The following is a 22,051-nucleotide window of genomic DNA, read 5'->3' on the forward strand; positions in this document are numbered from 1 at the left end:
GGGAGGGCTTCATCATGATCGGCTATGTGACACTGGGCACCAATGACCTTGAGCGGGGGGCGAAATTCTATGACGCCCTCGCCGCCGAACTGGGCGTGACGCGGATGATGGAGGCGTCGACCTACATCGCCTGGGGCACGCCGGGCGGCGGGGCCGGGATCGGGCTGACCAAGCCATTCAACGGCGAGGCGGCCGGCGTCGGCAACGGGGTGATGGTGGCGCTGGAGGCGGCGTCGCGCGATCAGGTCCAGCGGCTGTATGACATCGCCCTGGCCCACGGCGGCACCTGCGAGGGCCCGCCCGGACCGCGCGGCGGGCCCTTCTACGCCGCCTATTTCCGCGATCCGGACGGCAACAAGCTGAACGCGTTCCTGATGGAGGCGAGCGCGGCGGCCTGACGACTTGACCCGGGGTCTCGCGCGGGCGACCGGTGGGTATGAAATCCGGCTTTGAAATCGATCCCGCTTTCGACGGCGGCTCCGTCTTCGTCGCCGACTGGCCGCTGTGCCAGCTGCGGCTGCAGGACGATGCGCGGTTTCCGTGGCTGGTCCTGATCCCGCGTGTGGCCGGGGCGGTCGAGCTGGACGATCTGTCGCCGGCCGACCGGGGGCGGTTGATGGAAGAGATCGTCCGGGCCGGGGAGCTTGTGCGGGCCCTTGGGGCCGCCGCCGGGCGGTCGGTCGACAAGCTGAATGTCGCCGCGCTCGGCAATGTCACCGCCCAGCTGCATGTCCATGTCGTCGGACGCCGGCGCGACGACGGCCTGTGGCCCGATCCGGTCTGGGGCCGGGACGGGGCGCGGCCCTATGACGCGGAAACGCGGGCGGCGGTGGTGGCGCGGCTTATCGTCTAGGGACGATGCAGGGTTACGGGGCGAGCCTGGCCGTTGTGGACGAACTCGCCGCGCCAGCCGTCGCCGCTGCGCCGCAGCCGCAGGCTGTCGTGCCGGTCCAGGGTCAGGGCGGCGCGGCCGCCGTCGACCGAAATGGCGTCGACCAGACGGGCGCGGCCGTCGTCGCCCCGGCGCCAGGCCCCCTCGACCGTGCCGTCACCGGCATCCCGCAACACCAGGCTGAGCAAGGGGCGGCCGTCCGGGTCCAGGGCCCGCCAGCGCCCGTCCAGCGGACCGGCGCGGGCATCGGCGCTGCGTTCGGCGGCGGCCACGCCCTGGTCGAAAAAGGTCTCGACGTCGCTGACCCCCGGCCCGGGCGCGGTCTCGAACGGGCGGATCGCCGGGGGCTGGTAGATCTGTCGGGTGGCGGCGGCGGCGGGCGCATAGGGGCGCGTGCCGGGATCCTGCATCAGCAGGACGGCGGTGAGGGCAACAATGGTAAGAGGAGGCATCGACCCAGAGTGCCGCACTCGCGCCGGGATTGCCACCCGGGCGGTTCACCCGGGTCGAAACCGCCCCCGAAAACCGTCACGGAACGGGCGGCCGGGGGTCGCCTTCGTTGACACCCCGCCGCCGGGGTCACTAAAGCCTGTGTGCGCCTTCGGGTGATTGATTTCCTTCGGTTTTGAGAACCATTCGCATGACGAGCCCCCTCCCGGTCTCGGGCGACGACCAGAGCGACCGCCCGGTCCTCCAGCCCAATGGCCGGCCCCGCCCCCTGTCTCCCCATCTCCAGGTCTGGCGCTGGCACGTGACGATGGCGGCCTCGATCCTGCACCGGATCAGCGGCAGCGCCCTGTCGGCCGGCGCGGTGCTGGTCGGGATCTGGCTGCTGGCCCTGGCCTGCGGCCCGGAGGTCTATGCGACCTTCACCGGCCTGTCGGCCTCGCCGCTGGGCCTGCTGGTCTGGTTCGGCCTGACCCTGGCCCTGACCTATCACCTGGCCTCGGGCATCCGGCATCTGGTCTGGGACATGGGTGAGGGCCTTGAGCCGAAGACGGCCAGCCTGCTGAGCAGCCTGTCGATCTGGATCGGCCTGCTGGCCGGTGTGGCCTTCTGGGCCTGGCTGTTCATGTCCGGGAGTGTTGCGCTGTGAGCGGTTCGACCAAGACCTTCGTCAAGGGCGTCAAGGTATCCGAGCATCATGGAGCCGGTGAGTGGAAGGCCGAGCGCCTGTCCTCGCTGATCCTGGTGCCGCTGACGGTCTGGGGCCTGTGGAGCGCGGCGCAGTTGGCCGGGGGCGGCTATGACGGGGCGCTGATCTGGTTCCAGAGCCCGGTCAACGCCGGGCTGCTGGCCGTGACCCTTGTGGCCAGCCTCTGGCATATGAATATGGGTCTGAAGGTCATCGTCGATGACTATATTCACAAACCCTCGACGCGCGGGGTCCTGCTGATCCTGATCGCCGTCCTCTGTCTGGTGCTGGCCTTCGCCAGTGTCTTCCTCATCGTGCGGCTGGCGCTGGGTTCAGCGCCGCTGCCGGCCGGTTTCGGAGCCTGATCGCCCATGGCGACCTATGAATTCGTCGATCATGAATATGACGTCGTCGTCGTCGGCGCGGGCGGCTCGGGCCTGCGCGCGGCCCTCGGTGCCGCCCAGCAGGGACTGAAGGTCGCCTGCGTCACCAAGGTCTTCCCGACCCGGTCGCACACGGTCGCGGCCCAGGGCGGGATCTCGGCCTCGCTCGGCAATATGGGCGAGGACGACTGGCGCTGGCATATGTACGACACCGTCAAGGGGTCGGACTGGCTGGGCGATCAGGACGCGATTGAATATCTGGTCCGTGAGGCTCCCAAGGCTGTCTATGAGCTGGAACACTGGGGCGTGCCGTTCAGCCGCACCGACGACGGCAAGATCTACCAGCGTGCCTTCGGCGGCATGACCAAGGAGTTCGGGGCCGGACCGGTGCAGCGTACCTGCGCCGCCGCCGACCGCACCGGCCACGCCATCCTGCACACCCTGTACGGCCAGTCCGTGCGCCGCGAGGTCGAGTTCTTCGTCGAATATTTCGGCCTCGACCTGATCATGCAGGACGGGGCCTGCACCGGGGTCACGGCCTGGAAGCTGGACGACGGCACCATGCACCGGTTCCGGGCCAAGCTGGTGATCCTGGCCACCGGCGGTTACGGCCGCGCCTATTTCAGCGCGACCAGCGCCCACACCTGTACCGGTGACGGCAATGCGATGGTGCTGCGCGCCGGCCTGCCGCTGCAGGACATGGAGTTCGTCCAGTTCCACCCGACCGGCATCTACGGGGCCGGCTGTCTGATCACCGAGGGCGCGCGCGGCGAGGGCGGCTATCTGACCAATTCCGAGGGCGAGCGCTTTATGGAGCGCTATGCCCCTTCGGTGAAGGACCTGGCTCCGCGCGACATGGTCAGCCGGTCGATGACGATCGAGATTCGTGAAGGGCGCGGCGTCGGTCCGAACAAGGACCACATCTACCTGCACCTGGACCATCTGGATCCGAAGATCCTGCACAAGCGGCTGCCGGGGATTTCCGAGAGCGCCAAGATCTTTGCCGGCGTCGATGTGACCAAGGAACCGATCCCGGTCCTGCCGACGGTCCACTACAATATGGGCGGCATCCCGACCAACTATCACGGCGAGGTCCTGACCAAGGTCGGCGACAATGCCGACACCGTGGTGCCCGGTCTGATGGCCGTGGGCGAGGCCGCCTGCGTCTCGGTGCACGGGGCCAACCGCCTCGGCTCCAACAGCCTGACCGACCTGGTGGTGTTCGGCCGCGCCGCCGGCCTGCGCGCCGGTGTGGTGGTCGACAAGGCCGCGAAGGTGCCGGACGCCCCGGCCGCGGTCACCGACGGTCACCTGGCGCGGCTGGACCGGTTCCGCAACGCCTCGGGTTCGACCCCGACGGCGAAGCTGCGTATCGAGATGCAGCGGGCCATGCAGTCGGACGCGGCCGTGTTCCGCACCGGCAAGACCCTCGAGGAGGGCGTCGCCAAACTGCGCGACATCCATGCGCGCGGCGCGGACATCAAGACCACCGACCGCGGCCTGATCTGGAACACGGATCTGGTCGAGACGCTGGAATACGACAATCTGATCGACCAGGCCCTGGTGACGATCGAGGGGGCGCTGAACCGCACCGAGTCGCGCGGGGCCCATGCCCGCGAGGACTTCCCCGACCGTGACGACAAGCAGTGGATGAAACACACCCTGGCCTGGAAGACCCCGACCGAGGCCGTGAAGATCGATTACCGGCCGGTCCACAACTACACGATGTCCGACGACATCGCCTATATCGAGCCCAAGGCACGGGTGTACTGAATATGGTCCAGCTTACCCTCCCGCGCGGCTCCAAGCCGACCACCGGCAAGGTCCACAAGGCCGCGCCCGGTTCCAAGAACGTCAAGACCTACAAGGTCTATCGCTACGACCCCGAGGTCGACGCCGACCCGCGCTGGGACGTCTATGAGGTGCCGACGGCCGACCACGGCCCGATGCTGCTGGACGCCCTGATCCACATCAAGAACGAGATCGACCCGACCCTGTCGTTCCGGCGCTCGTGCCGCGAGGGCATCTGCGGCTCATGCTCGATGAACATCGACGGGCGCAACACCCTGGCCTGCACCAAGGGCTGGGACGAATGCTCGGGCGACACCATCGCCATCTCGCCCCTGCCGCACCAGCCGGTGGTCAAGGACCTGGTGACGGACCTGACCCTGTTCTACGCCCAGTACGACTCGATCCAGCCCTGGCTGCAGTCGGATGAACCGGACCCGACGACCGAGCGGCTGCAGACCCCGGCCGAGCGCGAGAAGCTGGACGGCCTGTACGAGTGCATCCTGTGCGCCTGCTGCTCGACCTCCTGCCCCAGCTACTGGTGGAACCAGACCGAATACCTCGGTCCGGCGGCCCTGCTGCAGTCCTATCGCTGGATCGCCGACAGCCGTGACGACGCGACCCAGAAGCGGCTCGACGATCTCGAGGACCCGTTCAAACTGTACCGCTGCCACACGATCATGAACTGCGCCCAGGTCTGTCCCAAGGGACTGAACCCGGCCAAGGCCATCGCCGAGACCAAGAAGCTGATGGTGGCCCCGGACCGCAGGAAGGCGACGGCGTGATTGCGAAGATCAGCGGTTAGGCGCGCCAACAGGCGGTCCATCAATGACCATCAGACCGCCAGCTTCAGTCCGCAATGGGTGGCGAAATGGCGGAAGTCCCGGTCGCGGGTGATCAGGGACACATCCGCGTCGATGCAGCACTGGGCGATCAGACAGTCCGCCGCCCGGGCCTTCAGGCCCCGCTTTTGCAACGAGAGCCGCATCAGTCCGGCGCGCTGCCAGTAGCCGGGCTGCAACTCCAGCAGCGTCGCATTGGCGATCAGGTCCCGGTGGGCGGCGGGGACCGCGCCGGCGAGGATCTCGAACTGGACCATCGGCGGCAGGCTCAGCTGTTCCTCAATCGCAGCGGACGCGATCGCGGCGGTGTCCGCGGCCTTGTCGCCGGCGAAGAAGGCGATCAGGGAACTGGAGTCCGCGGCGATCAAAGCACGTTGCCGTGGGCGTCGAACTCCCGATCCCGGCGCAGGTCCTCCAGATCGATGTCGAGCTTGAACTGCCCCTGTGTGGCCAGCAGTTTCCGGCACCATTCCGAATGATTGTACTGCTCGAGGGCAGTTTTCAGCGTCTGGGTCAGGCTGGCACCGCTGTTGGTCTGGGCCGTCGCCAGCAGGCGGGCGGGCAGGACCGCCGTGATTTTCCGGGCGTCATTCATGCCCAACAAAATACCATAGTTTTTATACGGCACCAATCTATGGCCTTGCCTCCCCCGCCCGGCTTTGCCAAGAGCGTGCCATGGCGAAGATCACCTATATCGAACACGACGGCCGCGAGCATGTGATCGAGGTCAAGACCGGCCTGTCGGTGATGGAGGGGGCGATCCGCAACAATGTCCCCGGCATCGACGCCGACTGCGGCGGGGCCTGCGCCTGTGCCACCTGCCACGTCTATGTCGATGAGGCCTGGCGCGAGGCGACCGGCAAGCCCAGCGCGATGGAGGAGTCGATGCTCGACTTCGCCGAGGCGGTCGAGCCCAACTCGCGCCTGTCGTGCCAGATCCGCGTCTCGGACGCCCTGAACGGCCTGGTCGTGCGACTGCCGGAAAACCAGCACTGAGATGATCGATCCGCGGCTCATCGCGGCCGTGGAGACCCTGATCGCGGCGCACGCCCGTCCCGGTCATGTGCCGCTGATCGCCATCGCCGGGTCGCAGGGCTCGGGCAAGACCACCCTGGCCCGCGCCGTGGCCGCCCGCACCGGGGCGGCCCATCTGTCACTGGACGATGTCTATCTGACGCGGGTCGAGCGCGCGGTTCTGGCCCGTACCGTCCATCCGCTGTTCGGGACGCGGGGGCCGCCCGGGACCCATGATCTGGGCCTGCTGGATCGGGTGATCGCGGCTCTGGCGGCGGCCGGACCCGATGCCCGGACGGCCCTGCCCGCTTTCGACAAGCTGGCCGACGACCGGCTGCCGCCGGAGGTCTGGCCGGTATTCGCCGGGCGACCGACGGCCATACTGCTGGACGGCTGGTGTCTGGGGGCGAGGCCACAGGGTGAGGCGGCTCTGGCGGCACCGATCAATGCGCTGGAGCGGGACCGGGACGCGGACGGCCGCTGGCGGCGGGCGGCCAATGACCAGCTGGCCGGACCCTATCGCGCGCGGTTCGACCGGTTCGATGCCCTGCTGTTTCTCAGGGCCCCGGCCTTTGCGGTCGTTCTGGACTGGCGCTGCGAACAGGAGGCCGGGCTGCGGGGGCTGGCCCCGGCCGACCTGCCAGCAGCCGAGCGGGCGCGACTGGCCGGGTTCATCGGCTATTTCGAGCGGATCACGCGATCGATGATCGCCGGCGGGGTCGACGCCGACGTCGTGGTATCGCTGGACCGCGAGCGGCGGCCGCTGGCGATCGCGACCGGCTGAGAGCCTGCCGCCGGATCAGGGGACCGGCTGCAGCCCGTGCACATGGACGTCGCGGCCGGAATGCTCGCGCATGATCCTGACGGCGCTGGCCTCATCGGCGGCGTTCCAGGTCCGGACCCACAGCAGCAGACCGCCGTGGTCCAGCTGTTCCTGCAGATATTCGGCATGGGCGTCTCCGACCAGCCTGGCCAGCCAGGTGCCGAGCAGGCCCCCGGCCCCCCCGACCGCGACCGCACCGATGGCCGCGGCGGCCAGGGTGCCGCCGGATATGAGGATGGCTCCGGTGGTGGCGACGGCCCCGAGGTAGAGCAGGCCGCCCATCAGAGCTCCCTCGGCCCCGCCCAGCGATTCCGGCGACACATAGCAGACGGTGGCGACCTCGGGCTCGTCCTCCAGCTCGGTGACCCGGCTGTAGTGGTGGCCCAGTTTCTCGACCACCGAGTCCTCGCCCGCCAGCAGGCTGAGTTCGGCCCGGTCGAACCCCGAGGTCAGCAGGTCGTCGATCGCCGCCTGCAGGGCGTCGGCGTCGGCGAAGACGCCCACGGCCTCGCGTACGGTCTCGGTGCTGTCGGTCTCGGCCATGGCGTTTGCTCCATCCAGTCTGGAGGCAGTGTTCCGGGCCCGGGTGCTCCCGTCCTTGATTCAGGTCAGTCCGCCGGCATGGTGCCGGCATTGACGGCGATGCGGCCGATCAGGCCCTTGACGATCAGGTCGACGGCCGTGCCCTCGCGATAGTCGGCGGCGGCGACGAAATTGACCCGGTCCTCGCTGATCAGCCGGTGCACCTTGTCGCGGTCGCGCGGGGTGCTGTCGGGATCATAGACGGCGATCGAATAGCCGCCCTTGGTGTGCATCATCTTCATCGTCGGCACATCGGTGTCGCCGTCGCCGAGGAAGATCATCCGCTCGAACGGCACCGGCCGCTCGTCGTCGGGGATGAAGCGGTTGATACGCTCGTCGTCCCAGTGATTGTGGACGCCCTTGTTGATGCGGAACAGGTACTGGGTCTTGGTGGTGTAGTTGACCCCGACCGCCGGCCAGACGGCCACATCGTCAAGGTCATAGGCGTATTTGGACGCGAACACGTGTTTGAAGGCCGGGTTGATCGGGCAGCCCTCGATCATCTCGGTCAGGCCGGCGGAGATGATGTAGTGCTCGATGTCGAGCCCGTACCGGGCCCCGACGGCGTTCATCCGCTCGAACCAGCTGAGGTCGCGCAGCCCCTCGAACAGGGCCACGTCCTGGCCGTGGTCACGCAGGGCCTTGCGGGTGACCGGCTGGCCCTGGTCGCGGGCCACCTGCAGCATCATCTGCATATACATCAGGATGCCGTCGCCATCGGCGGCGATGGTCTGGGGGCGGACCGTGTCGTTCCAGAACTGGGTCGGCGTCATGCCGATCGACGGGATGAAGCTGACCTCCTGCATGTTGCCGCGCGCGAGGGTGCCGTCGAAATCATAGATCAGGGCGGTCTTGAGGGGCTTGAGGGCCATCGGATGTCCAGGGGCGGGGGATGGGTGGCGGCTAGTTAGGGCCAGGAAGGCAGGCGGTCAAAAGGGCCCGCCGGGGCCGGGTCTCACTCGGCGCCGACCGCGCTGACCAGACCCAGTTCGGGCGGCACCGACGCGCCGGTGGCGCGCAGCGGCAGATGCAGGATGAAGGCCGCGCCCTTGCCGGGCTCGCTCTCGACCTCGGCCCAGCCGCCGTGCATCTCGACCATGGCCTTGACCAGGGCCAGGCCGACGCCGGGACCGCCGCGGTCGCGCCGCACGAAGCGGTCAAAGACATGGGCCTGCAGGTGATAGGGGATGCCGCGCCCGGTATCCTCGACGCGGATACGCAGTTCGGAACTGTTGGCCTCGGCCGACAGGGTGACCTCGCCGCCTTCGGATACGGCGCGGACGGCGTTTTCCAGCAGGTGGTCGAGCGCCTGGGTGATGCGGCGTTCGTCGGCGCGGATGGTCGGCAGCCGGGCCGGACATTTGGCCTTCAGCGTCGCCCCGCGGCCCTCGACCCGGGGCCGGTAGCGGGACACGATCCCGGCGAACATGTCGCGGACGTGCAGGTCGCCGAGGCTCAGCTCCATCTCGCCGGCGTCGATCTGGGCCATGTCCAGCACATCGTCGATCGACCGGGCCAGCTGGCTGGCGGCGACGCGGATGGCCCCGGCCTGCTGGCGGCTGCGCTCGGGCAGGCCACCGAGGGTCTCCAGCAGTTCGGAATAGCCGACGATGGTCGTCAGGGGGGTGCGCAGCTCATAGGAGACGCTGCCGACAAACTCGCGCTTCAGCGCCTGGCTTTCCTCGAGGGCGGCGGCCTTGGCGGCCAGGGCCTGTTCCAGTTCGCGCTGGGCGGTGACGTCGGAGAAGGCCACCAGGGTCGCGCCGTCGGGCAGGGGGCGGGTCTGCCACGAGGCCATGCGGCCGTCGGCGGTGCGGCCCTCGCCCGAGATGGCGACGCGGCTTTCGGGGTCAGGGTCGGCGACCCGCGCCTTCAGGCCCAGCCACAGGGCCGGGTCGGGCAGGGTGGCCTTGCACAGCTCGGCGATGGCGTCGAAGTCCGAGGCGTCGGTCAGCTGGTCGTCCGTCAGCTTCCAGAAGGTTTCGAAGGCCTCGTTGTGCAGGCGGATACGACCGTCCGAGCCGAACACGGCGACGGCGTCATTCAGCTTGTCGAGGGTCGCGGTCTGGACCTGGATCTGGGCGTTGAAGCGGCTGCGCAGCTGCAGTTCGTCGGTGATGTCCGAGAACAGCAGCAATATGCCGCCCAGCGGGTGCGGCTGGCGCACGACGCGCAGGGTGCGGCCGTCGGGCAGGGACCAGCTGTCGTCGGGCGTCGCCTCGGACGCGCCGTAGAATTCCAGCTCGCGCGCCTTCCAGCCGGCATAGTCGATGACCTCGGGCAGCAGGCGGCGCTGGCGCAGGCGATCCAGCAGTTCGGCATGGGTCGGGCGCTCGTCCAGCCAGGCCGGATCGATGTTGAACAGGGTCTGGAAGGCGGTGTTGTGGAAGGCCAGCCGCTTGGACGGGCCGAAGATGGCGACCGCGTCGGCCAGGTGGTTCAGGGTTTCGTCATGGGCCTCGACGTGGCGGCGCAGGGTGTCGCGCGTCTCCTCGGCCTCGGTCATGTCGATGGCGAAGGCGACCACGGCCCCGCCGCCGCCGGGGGCCGGTTCGGCAATGATCCGCCAGGCGCGCCGCCGGCCGCCGCCGGTGGTCCAGCGGAAGCCCTCCTGCCGCGTGTGGGCCCGTCCGGCCTCGGCGACGATGGCGTCGGCCCCGCGATCGAAGCTCAGCGACCGTTCGAGCGCATCCTCGAGACTGTCGGCCTTCATCTCGGCCAGCCAGGCGCGATTGGCCCAGGCCAGGCGTCCGGCCGGATCGACGATCCAGGTCGGGGCCGGTGAGGAATCGGCCAGCAGGCCCAGACCGCTCTCGGCCACCTGGGTCACGCCGCCGAGACGCGACAGGCGCAGCCAGGCGATCCCGGCCGAGGGGCGGCCGTCGATACGCCAGGCCCCGGACGGCAGGTCCAGCACCTGGTCGAACGGTTCACCGGCGGCAATCAGGGTCTCGAGCCGCGGGCCGGCGGCCTCGCGCAGCGCCGCGAGCACGGCATCAATCGGATGGTGTTCAGCCCCGGGCAGGTCCTGGGCCATGGCGCTCCAGACCCCGGAGCCGCCGATCACCCCGGTCACCCCGGTCGAGTCGAGCGACAGCCGGGCATCATCGAAGGCGGCCAGGGCCCCCTCGTAATGGGCCAGGGCGGTGCGGGTAGCGTCCAGTTCATTGCCGCCGTGCCGTTCCCGCGACGACAGGCGGGCACGCAGTCGCCACGCCCAGGCGCTGACCGCCACGGCCAGGCCTGCCGCTCCCGCGGTCGCTACATAGGCAATATCGGCCTCGGCCATTTCGCAGATCTATCCGCCGGTTCGTGCTGACTCGCACGGCTACCATAGCGCAAGCTGGGAAAAAGCCACGCCCGGCGAACGCGATTGCCGCAGAGACCGGTCGGGCCGATATGGACGCCATGACCCCGACCTGGACCGATCAGACCGCCCCCGACCTCGAGGACTTCGCCCGGCTGGCCCGCGCGGCGCTGGAGGCCCTGCCCGAACCGTTCCGGTCCCTGGCCGGGGATGTGGTGCTGCGCATCGATGATTTTGCCGATGACGAGACCCTGGCGGCGCTGGACATCGAGGACCCGTTCGAGCTGAGCGGCCTGTATCACGGGGTCGATATCGGCCGCCGCGAGGGGCTGGGCCCGGCCCCCGAGGCGTCGCGCATCTTCCTGTACCGGCGGCCGATCCTCGATGAATGGTGCGAACGGGGCGATGTCGGCCTGTACGAGATCATCAGCCATGTGCTGGTCCACGAGATCGGCCACCATTTCGGCCTCGACGACGACGCGATCCACCACATCGAGGACTCGGCCGACTGATCGCGCGGTCGTTCACGCGTCGCCAGTGGCATCGTCTGGTCGTTGGCGAACCCGGGCCGTGCATCGCCGTAATCGCGCTGGCCCCGTCGGCGGGACGGGCTGAGGGTCAGGACATCGGGGCCCGGCGATCGGGCCTTGCCTGAACAGGATGTCCGCCATGAAGACCCTCGCCGCCGCCCTCGCCGCCCTGGCCCTGTCTGTCGCCGCCCCGGCCCTCGCGGCTGATCCGTCCAGCCTGACCCTGACCTTCGACACCGGGGCCTCGACCGGCGCGGTGATGGTCGCCCTGTATGACAGCGAGGCGGCCTGGACGGGCGGAGCCCCGGTGCGCAGCGCCCGTATCGATGTCGCCGCCGGACAACGGACCGCCATCTTCAACGACCTGCCCGCCGGCGACTACGGCATGAAGGCGTTTCATGACGTCAACGGCGACGGGACGATGAACACCAACCCGTTCGGCATGCCGGTCGAACCCTATGCCTTCTCCAACAATGCGGTCGGCAATATGGGCCCGGCGCGCTGGGGCCAGGCCCGCGTCACCGTCTCTGGCGCGGTCACCCAGAGCATTGTCATTCGCTGAGCGGCCTGTCGTTCGCCGCGCGGCGGCTCCCTGCTTGAGGCCGCGCTTCATTTTCGAAGGGGCCTAGCGCTCACCGCGCGGCGGCTCGCTGCTTGAGGCCGCGCTTCATTTTCGAAGGGGCCTAGCGCTCACCGCGCGGCGGCTCGCTGCTTGAGGCCGCGCCGAAACAACGCTCTCACGGAGACCTTCCATGCTCGCTTCCCGCCGAAACTTCCTGATGGGGGCCGCCGCCCTGTCGGCCGCCGTCATCACGCCCGAGACCGTCCGGGCCATGGCGGCCCAGCAGGTGGCCGCCGACTGGGCCCTGGCCACCGCCGATCTGGAGGCCGACGTCGCCCCCCGGGCCCTGCGGCTGATCCATGGCCGGGCCCCGGCGGACCTGACCGGGACGCTGTTCCGCAACGGTCCGGCCAAATTCCGTCGTCCCGGCGGCTCGGCCACCCACTGGTTCGACGGCGACGGCCTGATGCGGGCCTTCCGTATCCGGGAGGGGCAGGTGACGCTGGACGCCCGCTTCGCCGACACGCCCAAGCGGCGCTGGGAAAGCGAGATCAATGCGGTGGTCACGGCGGGCTTCGGCACCGCCGGCGACGACCGGGCGCGGGTCGGCTCGGTCGAGGACGCCAATGCCGCCAACACCGCCGTCATGGTGGCCGGCGACGCGGTCTGGGCCCTGTGGGAGGGCGGCGCGCCCCTGGCCTTGGCGGCGTCGGACCTGTCGACACAGGGGTTCGTCACCCTGCGCGACGACCTGAAGGGCATGCCGTTCCAGGCCCACCCCCGCTACGACCCCGACGGCACGATCTGGAATATCGGCCTGAACGGCGGGCGGGCGGTGGTCTGGCACCTGAACGCCGACCGCAGCCTGCAGGCGGCCGAGGTCATCGCCCTGCCGCGGGCCAGCTATATGCATGATTTCACGGCCACGGCCCGGCACCTGATCCTGGTGCTTCAGCCCTGGGTCTTCGATCACAGCGGCATGCCCTATGCCGCCCAGTTCGCGTGGAAGCCCGAACTGGGGACCCAGGTCCTGGTGATCGACAAGGCCGACCTGTCGCGCCGCCGGATCTATGAACTGCCGACCTTCAGCTATTTCCATCTCGGCGATGCCTGGGAAGACGCGTCGGGGACGATCCGGTTCGACGTCGCCGCCGGCAAGGATGTCGCCTTTGCCGTCGAGGGGGCCCGGGTTCTGGTCGAACAGCGCGGGACGGTCCCGGGCGACCCGGCGGTGCTGGCCCTGATCACCCTGCACCCCGATGGCCGCGCCGACATGGTCTCGTCGGGGGTGACCGCCGAATTCCCCCGCAGCGATCCGCGGCGCGCGGGTCAGTCGCGCCGTCTGACCGTTCACGTCGCCGGGGAGACCGGTGGCCGGCCGCTGGCGACCGGCCTGGCCGTTCACGACTGGGAGACGGGGCGGTCGGACGCGTTTGATTTCGGCGACCGGGTCATCATCGAGGAGGCGGTGTTCGTGCCCCGACCGGGGCGGTCGGGCGAGGCCGAGGCCTGGCTGATCGCGCCGTCGATCAACCTGGCCGAGGGGGTGACCGAACTGCACGCCTTCGACGCCGGGCGGGTGGCCGACGGCCCGATCGCCAGCTGGCGCGCCGACGTGGCCCTGCCGGCCGGCTTTCACGGAGTCTGGGCGGGCTGAGGCTGGAGCGAAATCTGAGCCGAGTTCGCTCTAGTACCAGCCCGCCTTGCGCAGTCCGGGGGCGTAGCGGCGGCTGACCGGGGCGGTCAGCCCCCCGTCCAGGGTCAGCAGGGCCCGGCCGTCGCCGCGGTTCACGTCGCGCACGGCGGCGCGCGCCACCCACCAGCTGCGATGGGTCCGGGCCCCCTCCAGCCCCTCCAGTTCCGCCAGGGCGTCGGACAGCCGCATCAGGATCAGGTCGGAGCCGCGGTCGGTATGGATGCGCAGATAGTGGTCCTCGGCCTGGACGGCGAGCAGGGCGGCCCCGCGCAATCGGGGCGGCAGCCGGTCGGGAAACCGGGCCTGGGGTGCCCCGGGGGCGGCCGCATGGGTCTCGGTCGGCCGGGCGCGGTCGAGGAAGATATAGAGGGTGGTCATCACCGCCGTGACCACGGTGACGGGCACCAGAAACCGGGGAAGCAGGTCCAGGCGATAGAGGCCCTCGCCGAAGGCCGGGCCGGTCAGGGCCCAGACGCCCACCGTCAGCGGGCCCGAAATGGCGGCGGTCAGCAGGCCGATCGTCAGCCAGGGGTGGCGGTCGGCGTCGATCCGGCGGCTGATCATCGCCGCGCAAAAATGGCCCCAGAGGCTGCCGACGACCATCATCGGCACCCAGTAGGCGAGGCGGTGGACCAGGGGGGCCGGGCCCTGGATGAAGGCCCCGCTGACGGCGAGGAAGATTCCGGCCACCACGGCGACGACGATCCCCCGCCGCAGGGACGAGCGTTCAGGCTTGGCGTCGGACCGGCTCATCTGTTCCCCCAGGGCGCGTCCTGCCTTGAAACCATGAATCGGGCCGCCACTGAAGCGGGCGTCGCGCCGGACTAGGTGGTGGGGGCCGTATCGGGGCGCGGGGCGCAGACGGCGCGGAAGCCCGCCGAGGCGAACCGCACCATATAGTCGCAGGCGCTTTCCAGATCACCCGAGCGGCACAGGCCGTCCGACAGCCGGTCCAGGCGGCCGGTCTCGCCGAGAGTCAGGGTCAGGGCCCCCGACAGATTGTGCCAGGCCCAGTAGACGTCGGTGTCACTGGCCCCGGGCAGGACCTCATGCACCAGCTCCAGCAGGCGGCGGATGGCGGGGTCGAAATAGCGGGCCATGGTCTCGCCGCCGAAGGTCGGGTTGGCATTGGTCTGGGCCACCAGGGCGCAATAGTGTTTCCAGCCCGGACCGCCCTTGAGCGACCACTGGAACGGCGGCCGCAGGAAGGCTTCGAGCAGCCCCTCCAGCGTCATGGCGTCGCCGGCGTCGCGGGCATAGCGGTTGATGGCGTCGGCCCGTTCATTGTTCCAGATCTCGGCCCGGCGCAGGAAGACGGAGTCGAACAGGGCCCGTTTGGCCCCGAAATAATAATGGACCAGGGCGGTATCGACCCCGGCCTCGCGCGCCACCTCGCGGATGGTGACGCCGTAGAATCCGTGTTTGGAGAACAGGTCCTCGGCCGCGTCGAGGATGGCCTCGCGCGTGACTCCGGCCCCGGCGGAACGGGCCTTGGACGGGCGTCCGCGGCGTGCAGGGCCGCTGACGGCCCCGGCGGGCGGAACCGCGATGGCGTCGTCGGAAACGGGCTCGGGAGCATGGGGCCTGGTCATTCCCCTAGGCTAGGCCGCCGGACCGGCCCTGTGCAACGGCGCCACAGGCTGGGGATTTGGTGCGGCCCACCGGTCAGGTTGTTTGACAGGCCGGGGAAACCGGATAGGTTCCGTGAAAATCATTGAACGCTGAATAAAAGCGTCCACGGGTCGAAACACAGGAATTTGGGGTATCAAATGAACAGAATCGTGAAGACCGCCTTGCTGGCGGGTGCCGCCTTGAGCGCACTGTCCACCGCGGCCATGGCCCAGGATACGGGCGCCATGGCGTCCGGACCGCAGGCCTCCTCGATCGATGACGTCATCATCACCGCCCGTCGTCGCGACGAGCAGCTGAAGGATGTCCCGGTCGCCGTGACCGCCCTGGGGGCCGAGCGCCTCGAGGAAACCGGCGCGTCGGACATCACCGCCCTGCAGCAGCAGACCCCGAACGCCACGGTCCAGCCCGCACGCGGTTCGAACTCGACCCTGATCTCCTTCGTCCGCGGCGTCGGCCAGCAGGATCCGCTCTGGGGCTTCGAGCCCGGCGTGGGCCTCTATATCGACGACGTCTATGTCGCCCGCCCGCAGGGGGCCGTGCTCGACGTGTTCGATATCCAGCGCATCGAGGTCCTGCGTGGGCCCCAGGGCACGCTGTACGGCCGCAACACCATCGGCGGCGCGATCAAATATGTGACCTCGCACCTGTCCGACACGCCGGAAATGACCCTGCGCGGCACCTACGGCAGCTATAACCAGATGGATCTGCTGGCCAGCGGCAGCCTGCCGCTCGGCGACACGCTGCGCATCGGCGGTGCCATCGCCAGCTACAACCGCGACGGCTACGGCACCAACCTGACCACCGGTGCCGAGTCCTACAACAAGGACGTCCTGGCCGGCCGACTGAGCGTCGAATTCCAGCCGACCGACAACAGCTTCTTCCGCCTCGCCTATGACCGGACCGAAGACAACTCCAACCCGCGTCACGGCCACCGTGAAGTGGCCGGCGTCGGTGCCGGATCGGGCGTCAATGCCAATGTCTATGACACCTATGCCGGCGTCGGCGACGAGAACTCGGTCATCACCGAGGGCGTGTCCCTGACCGGCGAATTCTACATCAACGACGGTCTGACCTTCAAATCAATCACCGCCTATCGCAGCGGCGAGACCGACACGGTCATCGATTTCGACAACACCCCGGCCCCGACGCTCGACATCCCGGCCATCTACGGCGACCACCAGTTCACCCAGGAGTTCCAGGTCCAGTTCGAGGGTGACCGGATCCAGGGCGTCGTCGGTGCCTACTATCTGAACGCCAAGGCCTCGGGGGCCTTCGACACCATCCTCGGCAACTTCGGCTTCGTCATCGGCACCGGCGGCTTTGTCGAGACCGAGAGCTTCTCGCTGTTCTCCGACGTCAACGCCGACCTGACCGACCGGATGCACCTGTCGATCGGCCTGCGCTACACCCAGGACAGCAAGACCGGCGACGTCTTCCGCGCCAACTACGCCACGGCGACCCGCAGTCCGCTGCTGGGTGGTACGGCGCGCGCCCCGACCCTGGTTCGCACCGACTATACGAACAGCCGCGACTTCAACGACATCTCGCCGCGTTTCGCCCTGTCGTATGACTTCAGTGACCGGATCACCGGCTACGCCTCGTTCTCGACCGGCTTCAAGTCGGGCGGCTTCGACATGCGCGGCGACGCCATCCTGACCCCGGACACGGTCAACGGCTACAATCCCGAGACGGTCGACTCCTATGAGATCGGCCTGAAGGGTTCGGCGTTCAACCGCCGCCTGTCGTTCAGCTCGGCCGTCTTCTACAACGAGTACCAGGACCAGCAGGTCACCACCCAGGTGCCCGCCGTGGGCGGTATCGCCAGCTTTGTCGACAACGTCGGCTCCTCGACCATCTCGGGGGCCGAGTTCGAAGGCACGCTGCACATCATGGACTCGCTGACGGCCAATTTCGCCATCGGCTACCTGGACGCCACCTTCGACGAGTTCCAGCGCTACAACCTCGGCACCGCCCAGTACGAGAACATCGCCGACCAGGTGGTGCTGCAGAATGCGCCGAAATACACCGGCTATTTCGGCCTGACCTGGCGCGGCCAGGTGGCTGGCGGGGCGCTGGCCGTCACGCCGTCCATCAGCTATCGCGATGACTACAGCCAGTTCGAGTTCCCGAACCCGATCCTCGACCAGAAGGCCTATTCGCTGGTCGATCTGTCGATGGTCTGGACCGCGCCGAACGACAAGCTGACGCTCGGCCTGTACGGCAAGAACCTGACCGACGAAGAGTACCGCATCGGCGGCTACAACTTCCCGGGCGCGGCCTTCAACAACTCGATCATCGGCTACTACGGCCCGCCGCGGACCGTCTCGGCCATGCTGCAGGTCAAGTTCTGATCATCATTGATCAGCTGAAAGCCTGATCCTCACGGATCAAGGGGCGGCGGTTCTCCTGGGCCGCCGCCCTTTTTCTTTGGCGCTGCCGGAAAGCGCCGCTACCGTTCCGTCCAATCAAGACGATCACGTCGAGGGAAACGCCATGACTGCCACGGACGCCGCCGCGCCGGCCGTAAGGCCTGGATATCGCTTCTACGTCCTGGCGATTCTGATTCTCGTCTACATGCTGAACTTCCTGGACCGACAGATTATCGGCATCCTGGCGGGTCCGCTGAAGGCGGAGTTCGGCCTGACCGACAGTCAGTTCGGCCTGCTGGGCGGTATCGCCTTTGCCTCGGTCTATTCGACCCTGGCCATTCCGCTGGCCTGGCTGGCGGACCGCTACAGCCGGGTCTGGATCATGACCGGGGCCCTGGCGGTGTGGAGCGGATTCACCGCCCTGTGCGGCGTCGCCGGCTCGTTCGGCCAGCTGTTCCTGTTTCGCATGGGGGTCGGCGTCGGCGAGGCGGGCGGCGTGGCCCCGGCCTATTCGCTGATCGCCGACTATTTCCCGCCGCATCAGCGGGCGCGGGCCCTGGCGGCCTTCGCCTTCGGCATCCCACTGGGCACCGCGGCGGGGACCCTGGTCGGCGGCCTGCTGGCGGCCGCCTACGGCTGGCGCACGGCCTTTGTCGCTGTCGGCCTGTTGGGGCTGATCCTGGCCCCCCTGCTGCTGTTCACCGTGCGCAATCCGAAACGGGGCGGCACCGACACCATCAAGACCGAGGCCGAACTGGCCGTCATCGCCGCCGCGCCCGTGGTCGGCTCGGGCCGGTCCGGGGCGATCGCGAGCCTGATCATGCTGGGCATCGGCGCGGGGGCGCTGGCGCTGGCGGCCCTGATCCGGTTCGGCGGTCTGAGCCTGGGCAATCCGCTGGTGTTCGCCTTCGGCGGCCTGCTGGCCACGGTGATCGGCATCTCCCTGGCGATCGCGCGTCGCACCGCCTCGGCGGTCATTCCCAAGCCCAGTTTCTGGCTGCTGGCGCTGGGCGCGGCCTCGTCCTCGGTGTGCGGCTACGGCGTCGCCGGCTGGCTGCCCCTGTTCTTCATGCGCAGCTTCGGCCTGACCCTGACCCAGACCAGCTGGTACTATGCCGGCATCGCCCTGATCGGCGGCACCCTCGGCATCTGGCTGGGCGGCGCCATCGCCGACAAATTGTCGAAGCGCGGCAAGGGTGCCTATCCGCTGACGCCGGCGATCGCCTTCCTGATCTCGGCCCCGATGTTCATCCTGGCGATGAATTCGCCCTGGCTGATCGGCCTGGTCATTCCCGGCGGCGGGACCAATGCCCAGCAGCTGATCCTGGCCTTTCTGATCTTCCTGATCCCGACCGGCCTCAACCTGGCCTGGCTGGGGCCGATCACGGCCTCGATCCAGCATCTGGTCCCGGCCCCGATGCGCTCGACCGCCTCGGCCCTGTTCCTGCTGATCAACAACCTGCTCGGCCTGGCCGTCGGCTTCTATTATTTCGGCTGGATGAGCGACCAGCTGCGCCCGGTCTTCGGCGACGAGAGCCTGCGATGGGCCATCTATACCGGCATGGGGTTCTATGTGCTGGCCGCCGTCCTGCTGATCGGGGCTTCGCGGACGCTGAAGAGGGACTGGGTCGACTGATCGGGAGCGGAATGGTTGCACCTGCGAAGGCTGGCTGCCTATAAGCGCAGCACTTCCTCCCCAGCGTTTCGGCGGTGCCTCCCATGAATATCCACGAATACCAGGCCAAACAGGTCCTGAAGGGCTTCGGTGCCCCGGTCGCCGCCGGCGTCGCCGTCACCAGCGTCGACCAGGTCGAGGCCGCCGCGCGGTCGCTGCCGGGTCCGCTGTATGTGGTCAAGTCGCAGATCCACGCCGGTGGCCGCGGCAAGGGCAAGTTCAGGGAACTGGGCCCCGACGCCAAGGGCGGCGTCCGCCTGGCCTTCTCGGTCGAGGAGGCCGTGGCCCATGCGAAGGAGATGCTGGGCAACACCCTGGTCACCGCCCAGACGGGCGACGCCGGCAAACAGGTCAACCGCCTCTATATCGAGGACGGGGCCGACATCGAGCGCGAACTGTATTGCTCGCTGCTGGTCGATCGCCAGTATGGCCGCATCGCCTTCGTCGTCTCGACCGAGGGCGGCATGGACATCGAGGCCGTCGCCCATGACACCCCCGACAAGATCCAGACCATCGTCATCGACCCGGCCACCGGCGTTACCGAGGCCGATATCGCCAAGCTGAACACCGCCCTGGCCCTGACCGGTGACGCGGCCGCCGACGGCAAGACCCTGTTCCCGATCCTCTACAAGGCCTTCGTCGACACCGACATGGCCATGCTGGAGATCAATCCGCTGATCGTGATGAAGGACGGTCACCTGCGGGTGCTGGACGCCAAGGTCAGTTTCGACGGCAATGCCCTGTTCCGCCACCCGGACATCAAGGCGCTGCGCGACGAGAGCGAGGAAGACGCCAAGGAGATCGAGGCCTCCAAGCACGACCTGGCCTATGTGGCTCTCGATGGCGACATCGGCTGCATGGTCAACGGTGCCGGCCTGGCCATGGCGACGATGGACATCATCAAGCTGTACGGCAAAGAGCCCGCCAACTTCCTCGACGTCGGTGGCGGTGCCGACAAGGCCAAGGTCACCGCGGCCTTCAAGATCATCACCGCCGATCCGAAGGTGAAGGGCATCCTGGTCAACATCTTCGGCGGCATCATGAAGTGTGACGTCATCGCCGAGGGCGTGGTCGCGGCCGTCAAGGAGGTGGGCCTGAAGGTGCCGCTGGTCGTCCGGCTCGAGGGCACCAATGTCGCCCTGGGCAAGAAGATCCTCAACGAGTCCGGCCTGGCCATCACCGCGGCCGACGACCTCGATGACGCCGCCCAGAAGATTGTCGCGGCGGTGGGGTGATGGCGTTTCGCCGACCCTTTGCGGCGGTGATTTCGGCGGCCCTGATGGTGCTGCCCGGTGTGGGCTGGGCGCAGGCGGAATCGCCGGATGCGCCGGTCGACCTGATCGCCTTGCTGGACCGGGTCTGCGTGGTGGCCCAGGGCGATCGCGCCCGCGCGGCCGCCCTGGCTGCTGAGGCGGGATTTTCGCCTGTGCCCGACAGTTTCCGACCCCGGCTCCGCAACAGCTCGGAGGTTACCGCCTTCATGCGCACCAATTCGGCTGACATCACCATCGTGATGACCGGAAAGATGACCCGGCGCCTGGGGCGCGAACGGGCGGTTCTGGAGTTCTGCGGTGTCAGCGCCCGTCCCACCGATCATCGGGCGCTGGACGCCCGGCTGCGGACCGCGATGGGGTTTCCCCCCGTCCGGGACTCCAGCATGGATGCCTATGCCTGGCTGCAGACGCCCGAGGGCCGGGCCCCGGCCCGCAGCCTCAGCGAACCGCAGTTCATCTCCATGGCCGCGACCGGCCAGATGCGGATGGTGGGCCTGGAACGCTCCGGCCCCGGATCGACCCTGATTTACTTCCTGCCTCACCTCGACTGACCCGTCGCGCGCTTCCCTCTTTCGCCTTCCGGATACCCTTCAAATGTCCATTCTCGTCGACCGCAACACCAAGATCATCGTCCAGGGCCTGACCGGCAAGACCGGCGGCTTCCACACCGAACAGGCGCTGGCCTATCACGGCACCCGGATGCTGGGCGGGGTTCACCCGACCAAGGGCGGCCAGACCTGGACCGGCTCGCACGGCGAGACCCTGCCGATCTACGCCACGGTCGCCGAGGCCAGGGAGGCCACCGGGGCCGACGCCTCGGTCATCTATGTGCCGCCGTCGGGGGCCGCCGCCGCCATCATCGAGGCCATCGAGGCGGAGATCCCCTTCATCACCTGCATCACCGAAGGCATCCCGGTGCTGGACATGGTCCAGGTCAAGCGTCGCCTCGATGGGTCGAAATCGCGCCTGCTGGGCCCCAACTGCCCCGGCATCATGACGCCCGACGAGTGCAAGATCGGCATCATGCCCGGCTCCATCTTCAAGAAGGGCAATGTCGGCATCGTCTCGCGCTCGGGTACCCTCACCTATGAGGCCGTGTTCCAGACCACCAACGAGGGCCTGGGCCAGACCACGGCCGTCGGCATCGGCGGCGATCCGGTCAAGGGCACCGAGTTCATCGACGTGCTGGAAATGTTCCTGGCCGACCCCGAGACCCATTCCATCGTCATGATCGGCGAGATCGGCGGCGGGGCCGAGGAAGAGGCGGCGCAATTCCTGATCGACGAGGCGAAGAAGGGCCGCAAGAAGCCGATGGTCGGCTTCATCGCCGGCGTCACCGCGCCCAAGGGCCGCACCATGGGCCATGCCGGGGCCGTGGTTTCGGGCGGCAAGGGCGATGCGGAATCCAAGATCGCCGCCATGCAGCAGGCCGGGATCACCGTCTCGCCGTCGCCGGCGCGTCTCGGCACGACCCTGGTCGAGGTCCTCAAGGGCTGACAAATCGGGTCCCTCTCCCGGCGGGAGAGGGACTTTTTGTCCCCCGGAAA

At 68.5% G+C, this 22,051-nt stretch carries 24 protein-coding genes; 16 read left to right on the forward strand and 8 right to left on the reverse strand.

Annotated elements, in window-relative coordinates; genetic code table 11:
- The first annotated feature begins 14 nt into the window (after positions 1-14).
- A complete protein-coding gene (locus PSV00_RS07955) occupies positions 15-398 on the forward strand; it encodes a VOC family protein (RefSeq protein WP_300445990.1) in 384 nt (127 codons plus the stop codon).
- Between the two features lie 38 nt (positions 399-436).
- Entirely contained in the window at positions 437-853 is a 417-nt protein-coding gene (locus PSV00_RS07960) for an HIT domain-containing protein (RefSeq protein WP_300445991.1), read from the forward strand.
- On the opposite strand, the gene PSV00_RS07965 is transcribed toward PSV00_RS07960, so the two are convergent.
- Positions 850-1,344: a hypothetical protein gene (locus tag PSV00_RS07965; RefSeq protein ID WP_300445992.1), complete on the reverse strand. Its 495-nt coding sequence runs from the start codon at positions 1,342-1,344 to the stop codon at positions 850-852. The genes PSV00_RS07960 and PSV00_RS07965 overlap by 4 nt on opposite strands.
- A 188-nt stretch (positions 1,345-1,532) precedes the next feature.
- On the opposite strand from PSV00_RS07965, the gene sdhC reads away from it, so the two are divergent.
- Genes sdhC through PSV00_RS07985 form a run of 4 tightly spaced genes read left to right on the forward strand, consistent with a single transcriptional unit; the run spans position 1,533 to position 4,983 of the window.
- A complete protein-coding gene (gene sdhC / locus PSV00_RS07970; RefSeq protein ID WP_300445993.1) occupies positions 1,533-1,988 on the forward strand; it encodes a succinate dehydrogenase, cytochrome b556 subunit in 456 nt (151 codons plus the stop codon).
- Positions 1,985-2,392, forward strand: coding sequence for a succinate dehydrogenase, hydrophobic membrane anchor protein (gene sdhD, locus PSV00_RS07975; protein ID WP_300445994.1), 408 nt, complete (start codon positions 1,985-1,987; stop codon positions 2,390-2,392). Before sdhC ends, sdhD begins: the two co-directional genes overlap by 4 nt.
- Before the next feature lie 6 nt (positions 2,393-2,398).
- Positions 2,399-4,183, forward strand: a complete 1,785-nt coding sequence (gene sdhA / locus PSV00_RS07980; protein WP_300445995.1) for a succinate dehydrogenase flavoprotein subunit — start codon at positions 2,399-2,401, stop codon at positions 4,181-4,183.
- 2 nt (positions 4,184-4,185) lie between these two features.
- Positions 4,186-4,983 (forward strand): succinate dehydrogenase iron-sulfur subunit, encoded by a 798-nt coding sequence (locus PSV00_RS07985; protein ID WP_300445996.1) that lies wholly within the window; start codon positions 4,186-4,188, stop codon positions 4,981-4,983.
- Positions 4,984-5,033: 50 nt separating this feature from the next.
- On the opposite strand, the gene PSV00_RS07990 is transcribed toward PSV00_RS07985, so the two are convergent.
- Together PSV00_RS07990 and PSV00_RS07995 are read right to left on the reverse strand one after the other, a co-directional pair.
- Entirely contained in the window at positions 5,034-5,408 is a 375-nt protein-coding gene (locus PSV00_RS07990; protein ID WP_300445997.1) for a PIN domain-containing protein, read from the reverse strand.
- Entirely contained in the window at positions 5,405-5,635 is a 231-nt protein-coding gene (locus PSV00_RS07995) for a hypothetical protein (RefSeq protein WP_300445998.1), read from the reverse strand. Before PSV00_RS07995 ends, PSV00_RS07990 begins: the two co-directional genes overlap by 4 nt.
- An 80-nt stretch (positions 5,636-5,715) precedes the next feature.
- On the opposite strand from PSV00_RS07995, the gene PSV00_RS08000 reads away from it, so the two are divergent.
- Entirely contained in the window at positions 5,716-6,036 is a 321-nt protein-coding gene (locus PSV00_RS08000) for a 2Fe-2S iron-sulfur cluster-binding protein (protein WP_300445999.1), read from the forward strand.
- A 1-nt stretch (position 6,037) separates the two neighbouring features.
- The gene (locus tag PSV00_RS08005) at positions 6,038-6,838 is read left to right on the forward strand and encodes a kinase (RefSeq protein WP_300446000.1); all 801 of its coding nucleotides are present in this window, start codon (positions 6,038-6,040) and stop codon (positions 6,836-6,838) included.
- Between the two features lie 15 nt (positions 6,839-6,853).
- On the opposite strand, the gene PSV00_RS08010 is transcribed toward PSV00_RS08005, so the two are convergent.
- The 3 genes from PSV00_RS08010 to PSV00_RS08020 form a co-directional block, all read right to left on the reverse strand.
- Positions 6,854-7,420, reverse strand: coding sequence for a hypothetical protein (locus PSV00_RS08010; protein WP_300446001.1), 567 nt, complete (start codon positions 7,418-7,420; stop codon positions 6,854-6,856).
- Positions 7,421-7,485: 65 nt separating this feature from the next.
- Positions 7,486-8,331 carry an HAD family hydrolase gene (locus tag PSV00_RS08015; RefSeq protein ID WP_300446002.1) on the reverse strand — a complete coding sequence of 282 codons (846 nt, stop codon included), beginning with the start codon at positions 8,329-8,331 and terminating at the stop codon, positions 7,486-7,488.
- Positions 8,332-8,414: 83 nt separating this feature from the next.
- On the reverse strand, positions 8,415-10,748 hold the full coding sequence (locus PSV00_RS08020) for an ATP-binding protein (protein ID WP_300446003.1): 2,334 nt from the start codon (positions 10,746-10,748) through the stop codon (positions 8,415-8,417).
- A gap of 119 nt (positions 10,749-10,867) precedes the next feature.
- Here PSV00_RS08020 and PSV00_RS08025 point away from each other — a divergent pair, with 119 nt between their 5' ends.
- The 3 genes from PSV00_RS08025 to PSV00_RS08035 all read left to right on the forward strand — a co-directional run bounded on the left by PSV00_RS08025 (position 10,868) and on the right by PSV00_RS08035 (position 13,515).
- On the forward strand, positions 10,868-11,278 hold the full coding sequence (locus tag PSV00_RS08025) for a metallopeptidase family protein (RefSeq protein WP_300446004.1): 411 nt from the start codon (positions 10,868-10,870) through the stop codon (positions 11,276-11,278).
- A gap of 157 nt (positions 11,279-11,435) precedes the next feature.
- Positions 11,436-11,858: a DUF2141 domain-containing protein gene (locus PSV00_RS08030; protein ID WP_300446005.1), complete on the forward strand. Its 423-nt coding sequence runs from the start codon at positions 11,436-11,438 to the stop codon at positions 11,856-11,858.
- A gap of 190 nt (positions 11,859-12,048) precedes the next feature.
- On the forward strand, positions 12,049-13,515 hold the full coding sequence (locus tag PSV00_RS08035; RefSeq protein WP_300446006.1) for a carotenoid oxygenase family protein: 1,467 nt from the start codon (positions 12,049-12,051) through the stop codon (positions 13,513-13,515).
- 30 nt (positions 13,516-13,545) lie between these two features.
- On the opposite strand, the gene PSV00_RS08040 is transcribed toward PSV00_RS08035, so the two are convergent.
- Both PSV00_RS08040 and PSV00_RS08045 read right to left on the reverse strand, forming a co-directional pair.
- Positions 13,546-14,307 carry a LytTR family DNA-binding domain-containing protein gene (locus PSV00_RS08040; RefSeq protein ID WP_300446007.1) on the reverse strand — a complete coding sequence of 254 codons (762 nt, stop codon included), beginning with the start codon at positions 14,305-14,307 and terminating at the stop codon, positions 13,546-13,548.
- Between the two features lie 71 nt (positions 14,308-14,378).
- Positions 14,379-15,146, reverse strand: coding sequence for a TetR/AcrR family transcriptional regulator (locus PSV00_RS08045; RefSeq protein ID WP_300446008.1), 768 nt, complete (start codon positions 15,144-15,146; stop codon positions 14,379-14,381).
- Between the two features lie 177 nt (positions 15,147-15,323).
- Here PSV00_RS08045 and PSV00_RS08050 point away from each other — a divergent pair, with 177 nt between their 5' ends.
- From PSV00_RS08050 to sucD, 5 genes are all read left to right on the forward strand, one after another.
- Positions 15,324-17,537, forward strand: coding sequence for a TonB-dependent receptor (locus tag PSV00_RS08050; RefSeq protein WP_300446009.1), 2,214 nt, complete (start codon positions 15,324-15,326; stop codon positions 17,535-17,537).
- Between the two features lie 142 nt (positions 17,538-17,679).
- A complete protein-coding gene (locus PSV00_RS08055; RefSeq protein WP_300446010.1) occupies positions 17,680-19,191 on the forward strand; it encodes an MFS transporter in 1,512 nt (503 codons plus the stop codon).
- An 83-nt stretch (positions 19,192-19,274) separates the two neighbouring features.
- Positions 19,275-20,465 (forward strand): ADP-forming succinate--CoA ligase subunit beta, encoded by a 1,191-nt coding sequence (gene sucC, locus PSV00_RS08060; RefSeq protein ID WP_300446011.1) that lies wholly within the window; start codon positions 19,275-19,277, stop codon positions 20,463-20,465.
- Positions 20,465-21,055 carry a hypothetical protein gene (locus tag PSV00_RS08065; RefSeq protein WP_300446012.1) on the forward strand — a complete coding sequence of 197 codons (591 nt, stop codon included), beginning with the start codon at positions 20,465-20,467 and terminating at the stop codon, positions 21,053-21,055. Before sucC ends, PSV00_RS08065 begins: the two co-directional genes overlap by 1 nt.
- Before the next feature lie 43 nt (positions 21,056-21,098).
- Complete coding sequence (gene sucD, locus PSV00_RS08070) at positions 21,099-22,001, forward strand: succinate--CoA ligase subunit alpha (protein ID WP_300446013.1); 903 nt, start codon at positions 21,099-21,101, stop codon at positions 21,999-22,001.
- Positions 22,002-22,051 lie beyond the last annotated feature (50 nt).

The organism is Brevundimonas sp. (assembly GCF_029945885.1).
In the GTDB taxonomy this organism is placed as follows: Bacteria; Pseudomonadota; Alphaproteobacteria; order Caulobacterales; family Caulobacteraceae; genus Brevundimonas.

Excerpts from the sequence above, each read along its gene's own strand:
- sdhC (WP_300445993.1), top strand. The coding sequence starts at position 1,533 with ATGACGAGCCCCCTCCCGGTCTCGGGCGACGACCAGAGCGACCGCCCG.
- PSV00_RS07985 (WP_300445996.1), top strand. The coding sequence starts at position 4,186 with ATGGTCCAGCTTACCCTCCCGCGCGGCTCCAAGCCGACCACCGGCAAG.
- PSV00_RS08065 (WP_300446012.1), top strand. The coding sequence starts at position 20,465 with ATGGCGTTTCGCCGACCCTTTGCGGCGGTGATTTCGGCGGCCCTGATG.
- PSV00_RS08005 (WP_300446000.1), top strand. The coding sequence starts at position 6,038 with ATGATCGATCCGCGGCTCATCGCGGCCGTGGAGACCCTGATCGCGGCG.
- PSV00_RS08040 (WP_300446007.1), bottom strand. The coding sequence starts at position 14,307 with ATGAGCCGGTCCGACGCCAAGCCTGAACGCTCGTCCCTGCGGCGGGGG.
- PSV00_RS08030 (WP_300446005.1), top strand. The coding sequence starts at position 11,436 with ATGAAGACCCTCGCCGCCGCCCTCGCCGCCCTGGCCCTGTCTGTCGCC.
- PSV00_RS07995 (WP_300445998.1), bottom strand. The coding sequence starts at position 5,635 with ATGAATGACGCCCGGAAAATCACGGCGGTCCTGCCCGCCCGCCTGCTG.
- PSV00_RS08050 (WP_300446009.1), top strand. The coding sequence starts at position 15,324 with ATGAACAGAATCGTGAAGACCGCCTTGCTGGCGGGTGCCGCCTTGAGC.
- PSV00_RS08010 (WP_300446001.1), bottom strand. The coding sequence starts at position 7,420 with ATGGCCGAGACCGACAGCACCGAGACCGTACGCGAGGCCGTGGGCGTC.
- PSV00_RS08035 (WP_300446006.1), top strand. The coding sequence starts at position 12,049 with ATGCTCGCTTCCCGCCGAAACTTCCTGATGGGGGCCGCCGCCCTGTCG.
- PSV00_RS07965 (WP_300445992.1), bottom strand. The coding sequence starts at position 1,344 with ATGCCTCCTCTTACCATTGTTGCCCTCACCGCCGTCCTGCTGATGCAG.
- PSV00_RS07960 (WP_300445991.1), top strand. The coding sequence starts at position 437 with ATGAAATCCGGCTTTGAAATCGATCCCGCTTTCGACGGCGGCTCCGTC.
- PSV00_RS07955 (WP_300445990.1), top strand. The coding sequence starts at position 15 with ATGATCGGCTATGTGACACTGGGCACCAATGACCTTGAGCGGGGGGCG.
- PSV00_RS08025 (WP_300446004.1), top strand. The coding sequence starts at position 10,868 with ATGACCCCGACCTGGACCGATCAGACCGCCCCCGACCTCGAGGACTTC.
- sucC (WP_300446011.1), top strand. The coding sequence starts at position 19,275 with ATGAATATCCACGAATACCAGGCCAAACAGGTCCTGAAGGGCTTCGGT.
- sdhA (WP_300445995.1), top strand. The coding sequence starts at position 2,399 with ATGGCGACCTATGAATTCGTCGATCATGAATATGACGTCGTCGTCGTC.
- PSV00_RS08000 (WP_300445999.1), top strand. The coding sequence starts at position 5,716 with ATGGCGAAGATCACCTATATCGAACACGACGGCCGCGAGCATGTGATC.
- PSV00_RS08055 (WP_300446010.1), top strand. The coding sequence starts at position 17,680 with ATGACTGCCACGGACGCCGCCGCGCCGGCCGTAAGGCCTGGATATCGC.
- PSV00_RS08020 (WP_300446003.1), bottom strand. The coding sequence starts at position 10,748 with ATGGCCGAGGCCGATATTGCCTATGTAGCGACCGCGGGAGCGGCAGGC.
- PSV00_RS08045 (WP_300446008.1), bottom strand. The coding sequence starts at position 15,146 with ATGACCAGGCCCCATGCTCCCGAGCCCGTTTCCGACGACGCCATCGCG.
- sucD (WP_300446013.1), top strand. The coding sequence starts at position 21,099 with ATGTCCATTCTCGTCGACCGCAACACCAAGATCATCGTCCAGGGCCTG.
- PSV00_RS08015 (WP_300446002.1), bottom strand. The coding sequence starts at position 8,331 with ATGGCCCTCAAGCCCCTCAAGACCGCCCTGATCTATGATTTCGACGGC.